The organism is Micromonospora sp. CNZ286 (assembly GCF_014207755.1).
Genome location: NZ_JACHIZ010000001.1, coordinates 2,471,989 through 2,487,882, shown reverse-complemented (window position 1 = coordinate 2,487,882; position 15,894 = coordinate 2,471,989). Strand labels below are relative to the sequence as shown.

Genomic DNA, 15,894 nt, shown 5'->3' with positions numbered 1-15,894 from the left:
CCATATGTCCGCTGCCCCGAGGAGCGACCATGCTCGATCACGCGTCCGGCCGAATCGACATCGCCCGCCTTCAGGAGACGCTCGACGGACCGTGGGCCGAGGTTCGCCAGGCCCACCGCAAACACCTCGACGAACGCTTCCTCCCGGTCTACGGCGAGTCCGGCGACCAGGCGCGCGAGCGGATCACGCGGCTGCTCGGCGAACTCCCGGTCGAGCTGGGCATCGCCGCGGGCTTCCCGGCCGAGTACGGCGGCCGGTCCGACGTGGGCGCCTCGATCGTCGCCACCGAGATGCTGGCGCAGGTCGACCTGTCACTCATGGTGAAGGCCGGCGTGCAGTGGGGCCTGTTCGGCGGCGCGGTCGCGGCGCTCGGCACGAAGCGGCACCACGACGCCTACCTGCGGGACATCGTCGAGGGCCGGATCTTCGGCTGCTTCGCGATGACCGAGACCGGCCACGGCTCGGACGTGCAGCAGCTGCGCACCACCTGTGTGTACGACCCGCAGACGCAGACCTTCGACCTGCACACGCCGCACGAGGCGGCACGCAAGGACTACATCGGCAACGCGGCCCGGGACGGGCGGATGGCTGTGGTCTTCGCCCAGCTGATCAGCGGTGGGCGCCGGCACGGGGTGCACGCGTGGCTGGTGCCGATCCGCGACGAGCACGGCAACCCGATGCCCGGCGTGACCATCGGCGACGCCGGGCCCAAGGCCGGTCTGCTCGGCGTCGACAACGGGCGGCTCAGCTTCGACCACGTACGGGTGCCGCGGGACATGCTGCTGGACCGGTACGCGCAGGTGGCCGAGGACGGGACGTACTCCAGCGCGATCGAGAACGACTCCCGCCGGTTCTTCACCATGCTCGGCACGCTGGTGCGGGGCCGGGTCAGCGTGGGCGGCGCCGCGTCGGCGGCCACCAAGGCGGCGCTGGCGATCGCGGTGCGCTACGGCGACATCCGCCGTCAGTTCAGTGACGCCGAGGGTGACCGCGAGGTGCTGCTCAACGACTACCTGGCCCACCAGCGCAAGCTGCTGCCCGCGCTGGCCACCACGTACGCACTGCACTTCGCCCAGACCGAGCTGGTCGCCGCGCTCGACGAGATCCAGGGCGGCGACGGGCCGGTCGACGAGCACCGGCAGCGGGAGCTGGAGTCCCGTGCCGCCGGGCTCAAGGCGGCGCAGACCTGGCACGCCACACGCACCATCCAGGCGTGCCGGGAGGCGTGCGGCGGCGCCGGCTACCTGTCCGAGAACCGGCTGCCCAGCCTCAAGGCCGACACCGACGTGTTCACCACGTTCGAGGGCGACAACACGGTCCTGCTCCAGCTGGTCGCCAAGGGGCTGCTGACCGGCTACCGGGACGAGTTCGGCTCGTTGGACGGCTGGGGGCGCGCCTCGTTCGTCGCCGAGCAGGTACGCGAGATGGTGCTGGAACGCACCGCCGCGCGGGCGCTCATCGCGCGGCTGGTCGGCGCCGTGCCGGGCCGGGACGACGAGGTCGCCGTCACCGACCGGGGCTGGCAGCTCAAGGTGTTCGAGGACCGCGAGGAGCACCTGCTCGACAGCGCGGTCCGCCGCCTGCGCGGTGGCGCCTCCACCAAGAAGGACCGTCCGTTCGACATCTTCAACGACGTGCAGGACCACGTCCTCGCCGTCGCCGCCGCGCACGTCGACCGGGTGACCCTGGAGGCGTTCGTCGCCGGTATCGACGCGACAGCCGACCCGGCGGTCAAGGAGCTGCTGTCCCGGGTCTGCGACCTGTACGCGCTGAGCGTCATCGAGGCGAACAAGGGCTGGCTGCTGGAGCACGGCCGGCTCACCCCGGCCCGGTCCAAGGCGATCACCGGCGTGGTGAACGGGCTGCTCAAGGAGCTGCGCCCGTACATGCGCACGCTGGTGGACGGTTTCGCCATCCCGGACGCGTGGCTGCACGCCGCGATCCTGCGGGAGGAGCCCGCACGGCAGGAGACGATGGCCGCCCACGACGCCGCCACCGACCCGCGGTCCGCGCCGGCCTGACCGCCCCGCGGCGCTGATCCGCCGTACCGCCGGATGTGCCCCTGCCGGGGCCGTCCGGCGGTTGCGCGCTGTCCGCCTGCCACGTGGGCCGGTCCTTGACGAAAACCTTTTCGGGCTCCATGGTGGTCGAGAAAGCAATAGATGCTAATCGATTTCACCTAGGACGGCGCGACGGCTGTTCCCGGGCCGCCGCCCCGACCGAGAGGAGAGGAGAGGTCCGTGACATCAGCGAGAGGTGGCGCGCGGCTGGCGGTCGTCCTGGCCGCCACCCTGACCACTGTGGCCGGCGCGGCGCTCGTGGTCACCGGGGCGCAGGCGGCGGCGCCCGGATGCCGGGTCGACTACCGGGTGACCAGCCAGTGGCCGGGCGGATTCGGCGCCGACGTGACGATCACCAACCTCGGCGACCCGGTCACCGGCTGGACGCTGGCCTGGTCGTACGCGGCCGGACAGACGGTGACGCAGGCGTGGAACGCGAGCGTCAGCCAGAGCGGCACCCGGGTCACCGCGACGAACGCCTCCTACAACGGCTCCCTGGGCACCGGCGCCGCGGCCTCGTTCGGCTTCAACGGCGCGTTCGCCGGCACCAACCCGGCGCCCACGTCGTTCACCCTGAACGGAACGGCCTGCACCGGGGCGCCGACCACACCCGCTCCCACGACGCCCGCGCCGACCACACCGGCGCCCACCCCCACCTCCGGCCCCACCACGCCGCCCCCCGGCTCCGGCTGGAACCCGCCGTCGAACCTGGCCGGACCGCTCAACCAGGTCTGGCAGCACGTGGAGCAGACCTACAACAACGGCAACCTGTACGGCTTCCGCAACTACGGCTGGGACCAGTTGTTCGCGAACCGGGGCTACATCAACTACTGCGTCCGGTGGGACTCGTCGGCCACCGTGACGGCGGCGCAACGTGACCAGATCCAGGCCGCGCTGGCCCGCCAGTACAAGAAGTGGATGAACGTCCTGGCCGGCCACAACGGCTTCCCCTACACCGACGTACCGGTGAAGGTGGTCGGCTGGGCGGTGCGGGACCGCAACCAGTTGCAGTGGTCCGACAACTCGGTCGACATCTACGTCAACGACATCCGGGAGAACGCGCCGCAGTGCAGCGAGCCGTGCGGCCGGTTCTTCAACCAGAACGGCCAGTACCCGAACTGCCCGGGTGGCGCCGGCCGCCACTACGACCACTCGCTCTGGCTGACCGACGGGTTCGGCGGCGGCGCGGGCGGCGACTGGGGGCAACGGATCGGCCGGGAGTACTTCATGTCCAACCTCGGCAGCGACAACATCCACATCCTGCTGCACGAGATCGGGCACACCTACGGCCTCGACGACTTCTACGACTGGGACCCGCTGCCGGGTCAGGGCTTCGTCATGAAGGCCGGCAGCGCCGCCTCGATCACCGATTTCGACGCCTGGATGCTGCGCGACTGGTGGCGGCACCTCAAGAGCCGCTACGGCTACTGACGGGGGTGCCCGATGCGTGCAAACCCGTTCCGTCTCGCGGCGGCGACGCTCGCCGTGATCCTGGCCGGCGCCGTCGTGGCGACCGGCGGCGCCGGCCACGCGGCCGCCGCGGGCTGCCGGATCGCGTACGCGGTCAGCTCCCAGTGGCCGGGCGGCTTCGGCGCGAACGTGCAGGTCACCAACCTGGGCGACCCGATCAGCGGCTGGACGCTGCGCTGGTCGTTCACGGCCGGGCAGACAGTCACCCAGGCATGGAACGCGACGGTGGCGCAGAGCGGCGCCGCTGTCACCGCGACGAACGTCAGCTACAACGGCGGCCTCGGCACCGGGGCGTCCGCGTCGTTCGGCTTCAACGGGTCCTGGAACGGCTCCGCCAACCCGGCCCCGAGCGCGTTCACCCTCAACGGCGTCGCCTGCACCGGCGGTACGCCGCCGACGTCGGTACCGCCGGCCCCGACCGCCACGCCGGCACCGACCGGGACCGCGCCGCCGCCCGGCGGCACACCGCCGCCGGGCACCGTGCGCGTCTACTGGCTCAAGCCCTCCGACGTCGCGTACGACCAGCGGTGGCCGGACGGCATCGCCGCCGTGATGCGCGAGGCCCAGCGGTACTACCGGCAGGAGCTGGGCCGGACGTTCACACTGAACAACCCGGTGGTGGAGGTGGTCGACGGCGACCACGTCAAGTCCTGGTACGAGAACACCCCGAACGGCTCCGACCGGTACTGGTGGTCGGTGTTCAACATGCAGCAGGAGCTGATGCGCAAGCTGAGCCTGCGCGCACCGGACAACCGCTGGATCAACGTGGGTGAGATCAGCGCCGAGGGTCCGGGCGCCGGGGGTGGCGGCGGTGGCGGCTGGGTGATCCTCTGCCAGCACGACGCCGACGGCGCGGCGGGCGTGAACGGCCCGATGAACCGCTGGTACGGCGGCATGGTGCACGAACTCGGCCACGCGCTCGGGTTGCCGGACTCGACGTCGACGGACGGCACCCCGATGTCGGCCTCGTTCTACGACTATCCGAACACGCACTTCAGCCAGGCACAGAAGAACCAGATCCTCGCCGGCCCGTACGGCGCCTTCCTGTCCTGACGCCCTCCGCCGGCCCGTCCCCGTGCGGGGGCGGGCCGGTGGAGTCCCGGACCACCAGGCGGCCGGGGTGCCGGATGACGCCGCGCGACGGGTTCCCGTCCAGCGCCGCGAACAGGTACTTGACCGCCGTGGCGCCGAGTTGTTCCAGGTTCAGGTCCACTGTGGTCAGCGGTGGACGGCAGTCGGTGGCGAAGACCTCCCAGTTGTCGTACCCGACCACCGCCACGTCCTGCGGCGTACGGCGGCCGAGGTCGCGCAGCGCCTCGACCACCCCGGTGGCGATCTGGTCGTTGCCGCAGAAGACGGCGTCCGTGTCCGGCGAGGCGTTGATCACCATGGCCGCCGCCTGCCGGCCCCAGCGCTGCGACCAGTCGCCGTAGCGGGGACCGCCGCCGACCAGCGGCAGACCCGCCTCGCGCAGCACCGCCTCCAGGCCGACCACCCGGTCGCGGGCGGCCCGGTAGGTCTGCGGGCCGGTGATGTGGGCGATGCGGCGGCGGCCCAGCGACACCAGGTGCTCGGCCGCGAGCCGCCCGCCGCCCTCGTCGTCGGCGAGGACGGACAGGTCGTCCGGGTCGTCCGACTCGCCGTAGACGTAGACCGCCGGGACGGGCAGGTCGCGGCTCAGCGACGGCCGGATGTCGTTGGAGTCGCCGAGGATGACGAAACCGTCGACCTGACGTGACAGCAGCGTCCGGATGTGGTGCTGGCGGCGGATGACGTCGCCGCGGGCGTCGCACAGCAGCACGCACATCCGCTCGTTGCCCAGGGCGTTCTCCACTCCCCTGAGGACGGGGAAGGCGAACCGCTCGCCGAGCGTCTCGGTCAGCAGCCCGATGGTGTGGGAGCGTCCGGAGATCAGCCCCCGGGCCAGCCCGTTCGGCTGGAAGGAGAGCTGCTCGGCGGCCTGCTGCACCCGCCGGCGGGTGGCCGGTGCCACCTCCTCACGGGCGTTGAGCGCCTTGGACGCGGTGGCCACCGACACGCCGGCCAGCTTCGCCACATCCATCAGAGTCACCGACTGCGAACGTCGTCTACGCACCGAGATCCCCTTCGGGCCGGGGCTGGATCACCGAGGCAGCCACCGAGGCGTACCGACTATACCCGACCCCGCGGCCGATTTCTGAAAAGGATTTCGAGCACCGCGCCTGTGCCGGCCACCACCGGCGCGTACCGCCGGCCCGCCCGCCGACACCTCTCGCCCGAAAGCTTTTCGGACGATCGGCGCACGGCCGGCACCCCGTCTGCCGCACACCGAACGGCCCCCGGGCTGCGCAGAGGATTGACAGCCTCCGATGCGGTGGTATGTTGCTGAAAAGGTTTTCGGCTCAGGTCGGCGGGGCAGCCGGCCGGCCGGGCGAGGCAGTCGCCGACGACCGGGCGTCGACGACCGGGGGCCGTTCCACCCGCCGCGCACGCGGGTCACGACGGCCGCCCGAAACCGGTACGAGGTGTCACCCCGACCGCCGCCCCGCCGCGGTACCGGCGGTCCGGCCTGTCGCGGTGCAGTTCTCATCCCGACAACGAAAGGTCTCGGTGAGCACCCATGAACACATGGGATCCTCCCGGAAGTCCACACCTCGATCGGGCCGGGCCGGAGGTGCGCACGTCGCCACCCCCGGCCGTCCGCCGGTTCCGGCGGGTCACCGGAGCGGCGCTCGCCCTGGTGGTCGTCGGCGCGCTCACCCCGGTGGCCGCGAGCCCCGCACAGGCCGCTCAGACCATCGGCTATCCCACCTTCGGCGGCCCGGCGGTCCCGCAGCCGCCGGTCGGGTACACCACCGGCAACATGATGCAGTCGATCTACGACGCGGAGAAGGCGGGCACCGACTTCTGGATCGACCGGCTGCTGTCGCGCTCCGGCGGCGGCGATCCGTCCGACGCCGACGGCGGGATCCTGATGACCCGCGGGCGGGCCCTGTTCATGAAACAGCACAATCCGGCGGTGATCGGCTTCGGCGGCCGGGTGGCGTACTGGGAGAGCATCAGCGACGCCGCCGCGTACTCGATCGCGCTGGGCCCGGGGACGTTCACCGAGCAGAGCAGCCAGCGCTGGCAGGCGCCCAGCCACTGGAGGAGCGTGTACGCCGGGGGCTCGGTGCAGGCCACAGTCACCAAGTTCATCACCGACAACAACGTCGCGGTCACCAACCTGTCGATCAGGAACAGCGGCGGCGCACCTGTCACACTCACCCTGCGGGCCACCTCGCCGTACGCGTCGTCCGGCAGCGGCAACGAGCTGACCGGGTCGACCGGGGTGAAGAACGGCCTCACCACGCTCGCCACCAGGCTGGCCGGTGACGGCTTCACCGCCTCCGGCGGCGCGCTGACCCGGACGGTCACCGTCGCCGCCGGCGCCACGCTGCAGACCAAGGTGGTCATGGGGTTCACCGCCCGGGAGATCCCGCAGTCGTCGACCGACTACCTGAGCTACCGCGACGCCACCCCGGACGCCGCGTTCGCCACCCACGTCCGTGCCTACCACAGGTGGTGGGCCGAGAACGTCCCCTACATCGACGTGCCGGAACCGGCGATCAAGAAGAACATCTACTACCGCTGGTGGCTGATGCGCTTCAACCACCTCGACGCCGACATCCCCGGGCAGACCTTCCAGTTCCCGACGTCGGTGGAGGGCGCGCTGGGCTACAACAACGCCATCGCGTTGACCCAGCCGATGCACATCGACGACCTGAAGTACCTGCGCGACCCGAAGTACGCCTACGGCGACTGGCTCTCGGTCGGTCAGGTGTCCAAGGGCGGACGCTTCCTGGACAACCCCGGCGACCCGGAGAACTGGTCCAACAGCTACACCCAGTACATCGCCGAGGCGGCCTGGCGCAGCTACCAGCTCCACGGCGGCCAGCCCGGCATCGCGGCGAGCCTCGCCCGCTACGCCGAAGGCGACGTCAAGGGCCAGCTCGCCCACTACGACCGCGACGGCAACGGCATCATCGAGTACGACTGGGGCGCGCTGACCGGCAACGACGCCGACGCCGTCTCGTTCCACTGGCGCCCCGGCAACCTGGACCGGGCCGAGGGCGCGTACCAGTACAGCGGCGCGCTGGCCGCCGCGCAGGCGTACGAGGCGGTCGGCAACTCGGCCAAGGCCGCCGAGATGCGGGCCCTGGCCGCCCGGATCCGCAACGCGATCGTCACGGTGCTCTGGAACCCGGCCGACAACCTGCTGGAACACCGGCATGTGGCGACGAACGCCCACGTGCCGTGGAAGGAGATCAACAACTACTACCCGTACGCGGTCGGCCTGATGCCCGCCACCGATCAGTACAAGCAGGCGCTGCGCCTCCTCGCCGACCCGGCGGAGTACCCGATCTTCCCGTTCTACACCGCCAACCAGCGGGACAAGGCCGCCGCGGCGGCCGCCGGCTCGCCCGGCAGCAACAACTTCTCCACCATCAACTCCACAGTGCAGTTCCGGCTGCTCTCCTCGGTCCTGCGCACCTACCCCAACCAGTGGGTCGGCCCGGAGGACTACAAGAAGCTGCTCTACTGGAACGTCTGGGCCCAGTACGTCAACGGCGACACCCGCTGGCCCGACGCCAACGAGTTCTGGGCCGACTGGAACCCGGGCGGCAAGCGCATCGACTACCGCTCCTGGATCCACCACAACATCCTCGGCAGCAGCAACTGGACGGTCGTCGAGGACGTGGCCGGTCTGCGGCCGCGCAACGACAACCGGGTCGAGTTGTCGCCGATCGCCATCGGCTGGCCGAACTTCACAGTCAACAACATCCGCTACCGCAACAGCGACCTGACGATCGTCTGGGACGACCCGGGCGACGGTGTGACCCGGTACCCGGGCGTCCCCGAGGGGTACTCGATCTACGTCAACGGGAACCGGGCCGTCACCGTCGACAAGCTCGTGCCGCTGGTCTTCGACCCGTCCAGCGGATCGGTCAGCTTCCCCGGCGCCACCGCCGGTGTCACCTTCAGCACGCCGGTGCCCGGCATGCGGGCCCCCAACCAGGTGGTCCACAGTGACGCCGGCACGGTGGACCTGCTCGCCAAGGCGGGGGTGGATCTGAGCGCGAACCTGCCCGACCTCGCCGACGGCGCGAGAGTAACGGCCTCGACCACCGCGAGCGGCACCAGCGCCGGCGCCGCGATCGACGGCTACCCGACGAACGAGCCGTTCTGGGGCGCCGGCGGGTCCGCCGCCCAGGACTGGTACGAGATCGACTTCGGTTCGCCGAAGACCGTCGACGAGCTGCGCCTGTACGTCAAGGACAGCCGCCCGGCCGGCGCCACCTACCGGCCGCCGGCGTCGTACCAGGTCCAGTACCACGACGGCAGCGCCTGGGTGAACGTCGGCGCACAGGTCGGCACGCCGGCGGCACCCCAGGGCAACTACAACAACGTCCGCTTCGCCGCGGTGGCCGCCCAGCGGATCCGGGTGGTGCTGACGCACGCCGGCGGCGCGCGGTCCGGCCTGACCGAGGTGCAGGCCTACCACCGCGGCGGGTCCACGCCACCGGCCTCCACCTCGTACGAGGCGGAGGCGAGCGGCAACACCCTGACCGGGCAGGCCGCGGTGCGCTCCTCGGCCGGCGCCTCCGGCGGCGCGCTCGTCGGCTACGTCGGCAACGGCACCGCGAACACGCTGCGGTTCACGAACGTCACGGCGAACGCCGCCGGACCGCGCACCGTCACCGTCTCCTACGCCTCGGCCGAGGCCAGGTCGACACAGATCAGCGTCAACGGAGGCGCCCCGGTCACTGTCGCCACCCCGGGCACCGGCGGCTGGGACACCGTCGGCACGGTCAGCGTCACGCTCCCGCTCAACGCGGGCACGAACACCCTCACCTTCGGCAACACCGCGGGCTGGGCGCCGGACCTCGACCGCATCCAGGTCAGCTGAGCCGCGGCGGTGGTAGGCCCCGCCACCCACCGCCGCGCGTCCGCCCCGTCACCACACCGAAAGGACCTCCCCATGGACCCGTCCCGGCACCCCCGCCGGCGCACCGGTGGGGCCGCCGTCGCGATCCTGCTGCTGGCCGCGCTCCTGCCCCTGCTCCCCGGCAGCCCCGCCCAGGCCGTCAGCGCCTTCGGCACCACAGTCGTCAACCAGGCGAACGGAAACTGTGTCGAGGTGCCCGGCGGCGCCGCCACGAACGCGCTGCAGCTCGTCCAGGCCGGCTGCGGCGCGGGCGCCCGGCAGACCTTCACCGTCACGCCGGTGGCCGGCACGACCGACCGCTACACGATCACCACACTCACCCCCGGCAGCTGTCTCGACATCTACGGCGCGTCCACCGCCGACAACGCCGCCGTCATCCAGTACACCTGCCACGGCGGCACCAACCAGCAGTTCCGCCTGGTGGCCAACGGCGCCGCCGGCACCGTGAACCTGACCGCCGTCTCCAGCGGGAAGTGCGTCGCTCCGGTCAACGACGGCGGCGCGGCCGGCACCGCTCTGGTCCAGTTGCCCTGCACCAGCGCCGCCAGCCGGACGTGGCGGCTCACCGGCTACCCGGGCGGCGGGCCGAACCCCGGCCCCAACACGTACGCCAACCCGATCAAGGTGAACGGACCCGACCCGTGGTTGAAGTACCACGACGGCTACTACTACCTGGCGACCACGACCTGGAACAACACCGTCACGATGCGGCGGTCCCGGACGCTGGACGGGCTGGCCGGCGCGGCCGACACCGTGCTGTTCACCCTCACCCGCCCCAACGGCGCGGGCACCATGTGGGCCCCCGAGTTCCACCTGCTCGACGGCCCGAACGGCAGGCGCTGGTACCTGTACTACGTCGCCGGCCGCCAGCCGTTCGACCTGGGCAGCCAGCGCATCCACGTGCTGGAGAGCGCCGGCACCGACCCGATGGGGCCGTACACGTTCAAGGCCGACCTGCTGGATCCCACCGCCGACAACACCTGGGAGCTGGACCCCAGCATCATGCAGCTCAACGGCAAGCTGTACCTGCTGGGCACGTACTACAACGGCGCACAGCCCAACTTCATCCGCGAGCTGAGCAACCCGTGGACCGCCGCCGGCACGCGGCGCCTGCTGTCCACCCCCACCTACGGCTGGGAGACGTCCGGGGGCGCCGTGAACGAGGGCGCCGAGGTCCTGCAACGCAACGGCCGGACGTTCATCATCTTCTCGGCCAGCCACTGCAGCACACCGGACTACAAGCTCGGGATGCTGACCTGGAACGGCGGCGATCCGCTCAACTCGTCGTCGTGGGTCAAGTCCCCGCAGCCGGTCTTCCAGCGCAGCGACGCCAACCGCGTCTTCGGCCCCGGCCACAACGGCTTCTTCACGTCGCCGGACGGCACCGAGGACTGGATCGTCTACCACGCGAACAGCTCGGCATCCGGCGGCTGCGACATGAACCGCAGCACCCGGGCGCAGAAGTTCACCTGGAACGCCGACGGCACACCGAACTTCGGCACTCCGGTAGCCACCGGGGTGCGGCTCCCCGCCCCCTCCGGCGAGCCGGCCGGCTGACACCTCGCCCGAGTCGATGAGGACGCCGGAGGACACACCCGTGCCGAGGCACTCGATCATGCGCGACGTCGCGCGGCTGGCGGGGGTGTCGAACCAGACGGTCTCCCGGGTGCTCAACGCGCACCCGCACGTCCGGGACGACACCCGCCGCCGGGTGCTGGCGGCGGTGCGGGCGCTGGACTACCGCCGCAACCCGGCGGCCCGCGCGCTGGTCACCCGCCGCTCCGGGACGCTCGGCATCATCGCGTACGAGAGCGCCCTGTACGGCCCGACCTCCATGCTGTACGCGATCGAGGGCGCGGCCCGGTCCGCCGGCTACTTCCTGAGCGTGGCGGGACTGCGCGACCTGGACCGCCGGTCGGTGCTGGACGCGGTGGACTGGCTGCGCGCGCAGTCGGTCGAGGGCATCATCGCGATCGCCCCGAAGCCGGTGGTGGCCGCCGCGCTGGCCCAGGTGTCCGACGGCCTGGCGGTCGTCGGCGTGGGCGGCGGGCACGACGAGGCGGTGCCGAACGTCCAGATCGACAACGCCGCGGGCGCCCGGCTGGCCACCCGGCACCTGCTCGACCTCGGACATGCCACGGTGCATCACGTGGCCGGCCCGGCCGACTGGCCGGAGGCGACCGAGCGGACCGACGGGTGGCGAGCCGGCCTGCACGCCACCGGCCGGCCGTCGCCGTACGCCGTGCCGGGTGCCTGGACCGCCCGGGCCGGCTACACGCAGGGCCGGCGACTGGCCCGGGATCCGTCGGTGACGGCGGTCTTCTGCGCCAGCGACCAGATCGCCCTGGGGGTGCTCCGCGCTCTGCACGAGGCGGGCCGGCGGGTGCCGGACGAGGTCAGCGTGGTGGGCTTCGACGACATGCCCGACGCGGGCTACTTCCTGCCCCCGCTGACCACCGTGCGGCAGGACTTCGCCGAACTCGGCCGGCGCAGCCTGGACCTGCTGCTGGCCCAGCTCGACGCGGGCGGGGACCGATCGGCGCCCGGACGCGTGCTCCTGACGCCCGAACTCGTCGTGCGGGACAGCACGGCGGCGCCCCCGGCGGCGCGCTGAGTCAGCCGGCCGGCAGCCAGACCCGCATGGTGGACGGCCCCCGGTTGGCCCAGGAGTGGTACGCCACGAGCGGGACCTCGACCGGTTCCGTCACCGCCTCGGCCGGCGGTGCGGCCGTACCACCGTAGGGCCAGTCGTGGTCGGGCCAGTCGAGCCGCCGGCAGCGCACCGACACCCGGTGGCCGGCGCTCCGGGGCGGCCGGGTCGTGTCGACGTGCAGCCCTTGCAGGTCCGCGCCCGGCGGCACGTCCACCGACTCGACCGCGAGCACCAGCGGCCCGCGTTCCACCGCCACGCATCCACGGACCGCGTCGATGCGGGGGTCCGGGTACGTGAACCGGGGCTGCACCGGCAGGCTCAGCACGACCTCGTCCCCGCTCCGCCACGTCCGGCGCTCGGTGACGTAGCCCGGATGCGCGGTGCGGGTCCGGCCGCCGACGGTCAGCGTCGCACCCCGCCCCGCCCAGTCCGGCACCCGCAACGACAGGGTCCAGGGCCGCTCGTCGTCGCTGTCGATCCGTACCCGGATGATGCCGTCGTCCGGATAGCCCGTGGTGACCGTCAGGTGCCGCTCGCCCCCGTCCGGGGTGCGGTGGGCGACGGTCGCCGGCACGTACTGGTGGATCTGGAGGCCCTCGTCGTCGGTGGTCGCCACGTACGCGCCGAGGCCGGCCAGGGTGCGCGCGACGTTCGTCGGGCAGCACGACACCTCGAACCAGGGCGCCCGCTGGGCCGCCTCGGCGCGGATGCTCGGCCGGTCGTCGTCGGGACGGGTGCCGAGTTCCCGGCGGTGCAGCGTGTTGGTGTAGAAGAACGCCCGGCCGTCGGCCGCCGGGGACGCCGCGACCACGTTGAACAGGGTCCGCTCGATGAGATCGGCACAGCCGGGGTCGCCGGAGGCGAGCAGCAGCCGCCACGCCAGCATCACCGAGCCCACCGCCGCGCACGTCTCGGAGTAGGCGCGGTCGGGCGGCAGCACCCAGTCGGCGCCGAACGCCTCGTCCTGGTGCCGGGAACCCTGCCCGCCGGTGAGGTAGGTCCGCCGGGCCACAGCGGTACGCCACTGGTGGCGTACCGCCTTCATCAGCCCCGGGTCGTCCCGCTCGACGGCGACGTCGACCGCCCCGCAGGCCAGGTAGTTCGCGCGGACCGCGTGTCCCCGTAGCACCGTCGCCTCGCGTACCGGCGTCTCGTCCTGGAAGTACTCGCGTCCCCACTCCACGTCCCCCAGCCGGCCGTGGCCGCGCCGGTCGAGGAAGAGCGCCGCCTGAGCCAGGTAGCGGTCGTCGCCGGTCGTGCGGGCGAACTCGACGAGCGCGGTCTCGATCTCCGGGTGCCCGCACAGCCCGTCGAGCCCGTCCGGCCCGAACGTGTCGCAGATGTTGTCGGCGACCCACCGGGCGACCGCCACCAGTCCGTCGTCGGCGTGCGGACGGGTCCGGGCCCGGGCGACGGCCGCCTGGAGCAGGTGGCCGGCGCAGTAGAGCTCGTGCCCGTGCCCGAGGTCGGACCAGCGCGGTGGTTGCCCCCGGTGCCCGAACCGCGTGTTGAGGTAGCCGTCGCCGTCCTGCGCCCGCGCCACCCGGCTGACGACGCGGCCGAAGACCGACTCCAGCCGCGGGTCGCCGCTGCGCCCGATCTCCCACGCCATCGCCTCGAGGTACTTGTAGACCTCCGAGTCGGAGAACTCGCGCCCCCGGCGCCCGCCGGCCGGCCCGCCGGAGGCGACCAGGTCGAAGTTGCGGATCCAGCCCTCCCGCTCCAGCCAGTGCCCGATGTGCCCCAGGCTCGCGTCCGCGTTGACGGACTGCCGGTCCGCCCAGAATCCGCCGGTGATGCGTACCTCACCGAGCCCGAGCGGCCGGAACCGGCCGCGCGTCGGCAGGACGGGTGCGGCGGCGGGCACGCTACGAGCCATGGTCATCCCTTCACCGCGCCGGACATGAAGCCGCGCACGTAGTGTCGTTGGAGCAGCAGGAACAGCACGACGCACGGCAGGGCGAGCACGACGACACCCGCTTCGGTCGCGCCGTAGTCGACGACGCCCTGGGTCTGGCCGCGAAGGTTGGCCACCGCGAGCGGCAGGGTCATCCGCTCGGAGTCGTTGATGAGGATCAGCGGCGCCATGAAGTCGTTCCACGAGGCGAGGAACGCGAACAGTCCGACGGTGATCAGGCCGGGCTTGACGGCCGGGATGAGCACCCGGCGCAGCGCGCCGAACGACGAGCACCCGTCGACCATCGCCGCCTCGTCGAGTTCACGCGGCACCGCCTCGAAGGAGATCCGCATCAGGAACGTGGAGAACGGGAGCTGGAACATGGTGAGCACCAGGGCGACGCCGACGAGCGAGTTCTGCAACCCGACCCGGTTGAGCAGGACGTAGAGCGGGATTAGCAGGGTCGCGTACGGCACCATCAGGATGGCGAGGGTGAGCAGGAACAGCGCGTTGCGCCCGGGGAAGCGGAACCGTGCGAACGCGTAGCCGCCCAGGAGGGAGACGGACAGGGTGAGCACGACCGTCAGGAGCGACACCAGCGCCGAGTTGGCGAGATAGCGCCCCACGCCCGCCTGATATCCGGCCAGGGTCGCGTAGTTGCCGAACCCCCAGCCCTGCGTCTGGCCGGTCCCGGCTTGCGGGGACACCGACGCGACAGCCGTCCAGACCAGCGGAAAGAGGAAGATCAGCGCCATCCCTCCGGTGAACACCCAGTACGGCGTGCGCAGCGCCACGCCGGCGACGGTGAGACCGTCCGGCTTGCGCGCGGCGGCCGGCGCCGGGGCAGGACGCCGGGGCGTTCCGTCCACAGGGGTCCGGGCGGAACGGGAGTCGACGGCCATGGTTCAGCGCTCCTCGGGCCGGAAGGCGCGCAGTTGCAGCGCGTTGAGCAGGACCAGGGCCACCAGGACGACGACCGACAGCGCGGCGGCGACGCCGAGGTCGTTCTGGCCCTGGAACGCGATCATGTAGATCAGCTGCACGACGGTGACGGTGCTGTTGTCCGGGCCGCCCTTCGTGAGGATGTAGAACTGTTCGAACGCGAGGAGGGAACCGGTCACGCAGAGCACCGTCGTCAGCGCCAGCGTCGGGCGCAGCAGCGGCAGGGTCACCCGCCGGAACGTCTGCCAGCGGCTCGCGCCGTCCGCGCGCGCGGCCTCGAAGACGTCCGCCGGGATGCTCTGGAGGCCGACGAGCATGAGCACCATGTAGAAGCCGGCGTAGCGCCAGACGACGAGGAAGACGGTCGACAGGAGCGCCGCGTTCGGTGAGCCGAGGAACGTGACGTCCAGCCGGCGCATCACCGGCGCGAACGGGCTGGCGTACGGCGAGTAGATCACGTAGAACAGCAGGGACGCCGAGGCCAGCCCGAGGGCGCCGGGGACGAGGAACGACGCGCGCAGCAGGTTGTTCCACCGGCTCGACTCCTGTACGAGCAGTGCCAGTCCCAGCCCGAGCGCGATCAGCAGCACCGTCGCGAGCACCGTGTACTTGACGGTGAAGACGACCGAGTCGCTGAAGAAGCGGTGGCTCACCGCCCGGGTGACGTTGTCGGGCGCGTTCAGTCCCTGGTCGCCGGCCAGCAGCGGCCACCTCGACGCTGCCATCTTGAGCACCAGCAGCAGGGGAACGGCGAACAGCGCTGCGACGAAGGCCGCTGTGGGTGCGGCGAACAGCCAGCCGAGCAGCGCCTGCCGGCGTCCGGAACGGAAGCGGCGGCGGGTCGTCGCGCGGCGCGGATCCGGTGGTGCGGTGACCTCCATGGCAGCTCCTCGCTCCCCCGCCG

At 71.9% G+C, this 15,894-nt stretch carries 10 protein-coding genes; 6 read left to right on the top strand and 4 right to left on the bottom strand.

The window, feature by feature from the left end; all coding sequences use genetic code 11:
- Positions 1-29 precede the first annotated feature (29 nt).
- From FHX31_RS11165 to FHX31_RS11155, 3 genes are all read left to right on the top strand, one after another.
- Entirely contained in the window at positions 30-2,021 is a 1,992-nt protein-coding gene (locus FHX31_RS11165; protein WP_184976016.1) for an acyl-CoA dehydrogenase family protein, read from the top strand.
- A gap of 219 nt (positions 2,022-2,240) precedes the next feature.
- Positions 2,241-3,491 (top strand): cellulose-binding domain-containing protein, encoded by a 1,251-nt coding sequence (locus tag FHX31_RS11160; protein WP_184976014.1) that lies wholly within the window; start codon positions 2,241-2,243, stop codon positions 3,489-3,491.
- 12 nt (positions 3,492-3,503) lie between these two features.
- Positions 3,504-4,583, top strand: a complete 1,080-nt coding sequence (locus tag FHX31_RS11155) for a cellulose-binding domain-containing protein (protein ID WP_013286962.1) — start codon at positions 3,504-3,506, stop codon at positions 4,581-4,583.
- On the opposite strand, the gene FHX31_RS11150 is transcribed toward FHX31_RS11155, so the two are convergent.
- Complete coding sequence (locus tag FHX31_RS11150) at positions 4,525-5,625, bottom strand: LacI family DNA-binding transcriptional regulator (RefSeq protein WP_184976011.1); 1,101 nt, start codon at positions 5,623-5,625, stop codon at positions 4,525-4,527. The genes FHX31_RS11155 and FHX31_RS11150 overlap by 59 nt on opposite strands.
- Positions 5,626-6,129: 504 nt before the next feature.
- Here FHX31_RS11150 and FHX31_RS11145 point away from each other — a divergent pair.
- The 3 genes from FHX31_RS11145 (at position 6,130) to FHX31_RS11135 (ending at position 12,112) form a co-directional block, all read left to right on the top strand.
- The gene (locus FHX31_RS11145; protein WP_184976008.1) at positions 6,130-9,459 is read left to right on the top strand and encodes a discoidin domain-containing protein; all 3,330 of its coding nucleotides are present in this window, start codon (positions 6,130-6,132) and stop codon (positions 9,457-9,459) included.
- Positions 9,460-9,531: 72 nt separating this feature from the next.
- Positions 9,532-11,055 (top strand): family 43 glycosylhydrolase, encoded by a 1,524-nt coding sequence (locus FHX31_RS11140; protein ID WP_184976005.1) that lies wholly within the window; start codon positions 9,532-9,534, stop codon positions 11,053-11,055.
- A gap of 16 nt (positions 11,056-11,071) precedes the next feature.
- A complete protein-coding gene (locus FHX31_RS11135) occupies positions 11,072-12,112 on the top strand; it encodes a LacI family DNA-binding transcriptional regulator (RefSeq protein ID WP_013286966.1) in 1,041 nt (346 codons plus the stop codon).
- Between the two features lies 1 nt (position 12,113).
- Here the strand turns inward: FHX31_RS11135 and FHX31_RS11130 are convergent, their stop codons facing one another.
- The 3 genes from FHX31_RS11130 to FHX31_RS11120 are packed head-to-tail and all read right to left on the bottom strand — an operon-like array spanning position 12,114 to position 15,871.
- A complete protein-coding gene (locus FHX31_RS11130) occupies positions 12,114-14,036 on the bottom strand; it encodes a glycoside hydrolase family 127 protein (RefSeq protein ID WP_486481665.1) in 1,923 nt (640 codons plus the stop codon).
- The gene (locus FHX31_RS11125) at positions 14,033-14,950 is read right to left on the bottom strand and encodes a carbohydrate ABC transporter permease (protein WP_030268308.1); all 918 of its coding nucleotides are present in this window, start codon (positions 14,948-14,950) and stop codon (positions 14,033-14,035) included. The genes FHX31_RS11130 and FHX31_RS11125 overlap by 4 nt, the downstream gene beginning before the upstream one ends.
- A 3-nt stretch (positions 14,951-14,953) precedes the next feature.
- A complete protein-coding gene (locus FHX31_RS11120; RefSeq protein ID WP_030268306.1) occupies positions 14,954-15,871 on the bottom strand; it encodes a carbohydrate ABC transporter permease in 918 nt (305 codons plus the stop codon).
- Between the last annotated feature and the right edge of the window lie 23 nt (positions 15,872-15,894).

Coding starts and splice junctions, on each gene's coding strand:
- FHX31_RS11145 (WP_184976008.1), top strand. CDS start 6,130: ATGAACACATGGGATCCTCCCGGAAGTCCACACCTCGATCGGGCCGGG.
- FHX31_RS11140 (WP_184976005.1), top strand. CDS start 9,532: ATGGACCCGTCCCGGCACCCCCGCCGGCGCACCGGTGGGGCCGCCGTC.
- FHX31_RS11165 (WP_184976016.1), top strand. CDS start 30: ATGCTCGATCACGCGTCCGGCCGAATCGACATCGCCCGCCTTCAGGAG.
- FHX31_RS11130 (WP_486481665.1), bottom strand. CDS start 14,036: ATGACCATGGCTCGTAGCGTGCCCGCCGCCGCACCCGTCCTGCCGACG.
- FHX31_RS11135 (WP_013286966.1), top strand. CDS start 11,072: ATGAGGACGCCGGAGGACACACCCGTGCCGAGGCACTCGATCATGCGC.
- FHX31_RS11120 (WP_030268306.1), bottom strand. CDS start 15,871: ATGGAGGTCACCGCACCACCGGATCCGCGCCGCGCGACGACCCGCCGC.
- FHX31_RS11125 (WP_030268308.1), bottom strand. CDS start 14,950: ATGGCCGTCGACTCCCGTTCCGCCCGGACCCCTGTGGACGGAACGCCC.
- FHX31_RS11155 (WP_013286962.1), top strand. CDS start 3,504: ATGCGTGCAAACCCGTTCCGTCTCGCGGCGGCGACGCTCGCCGTGATC.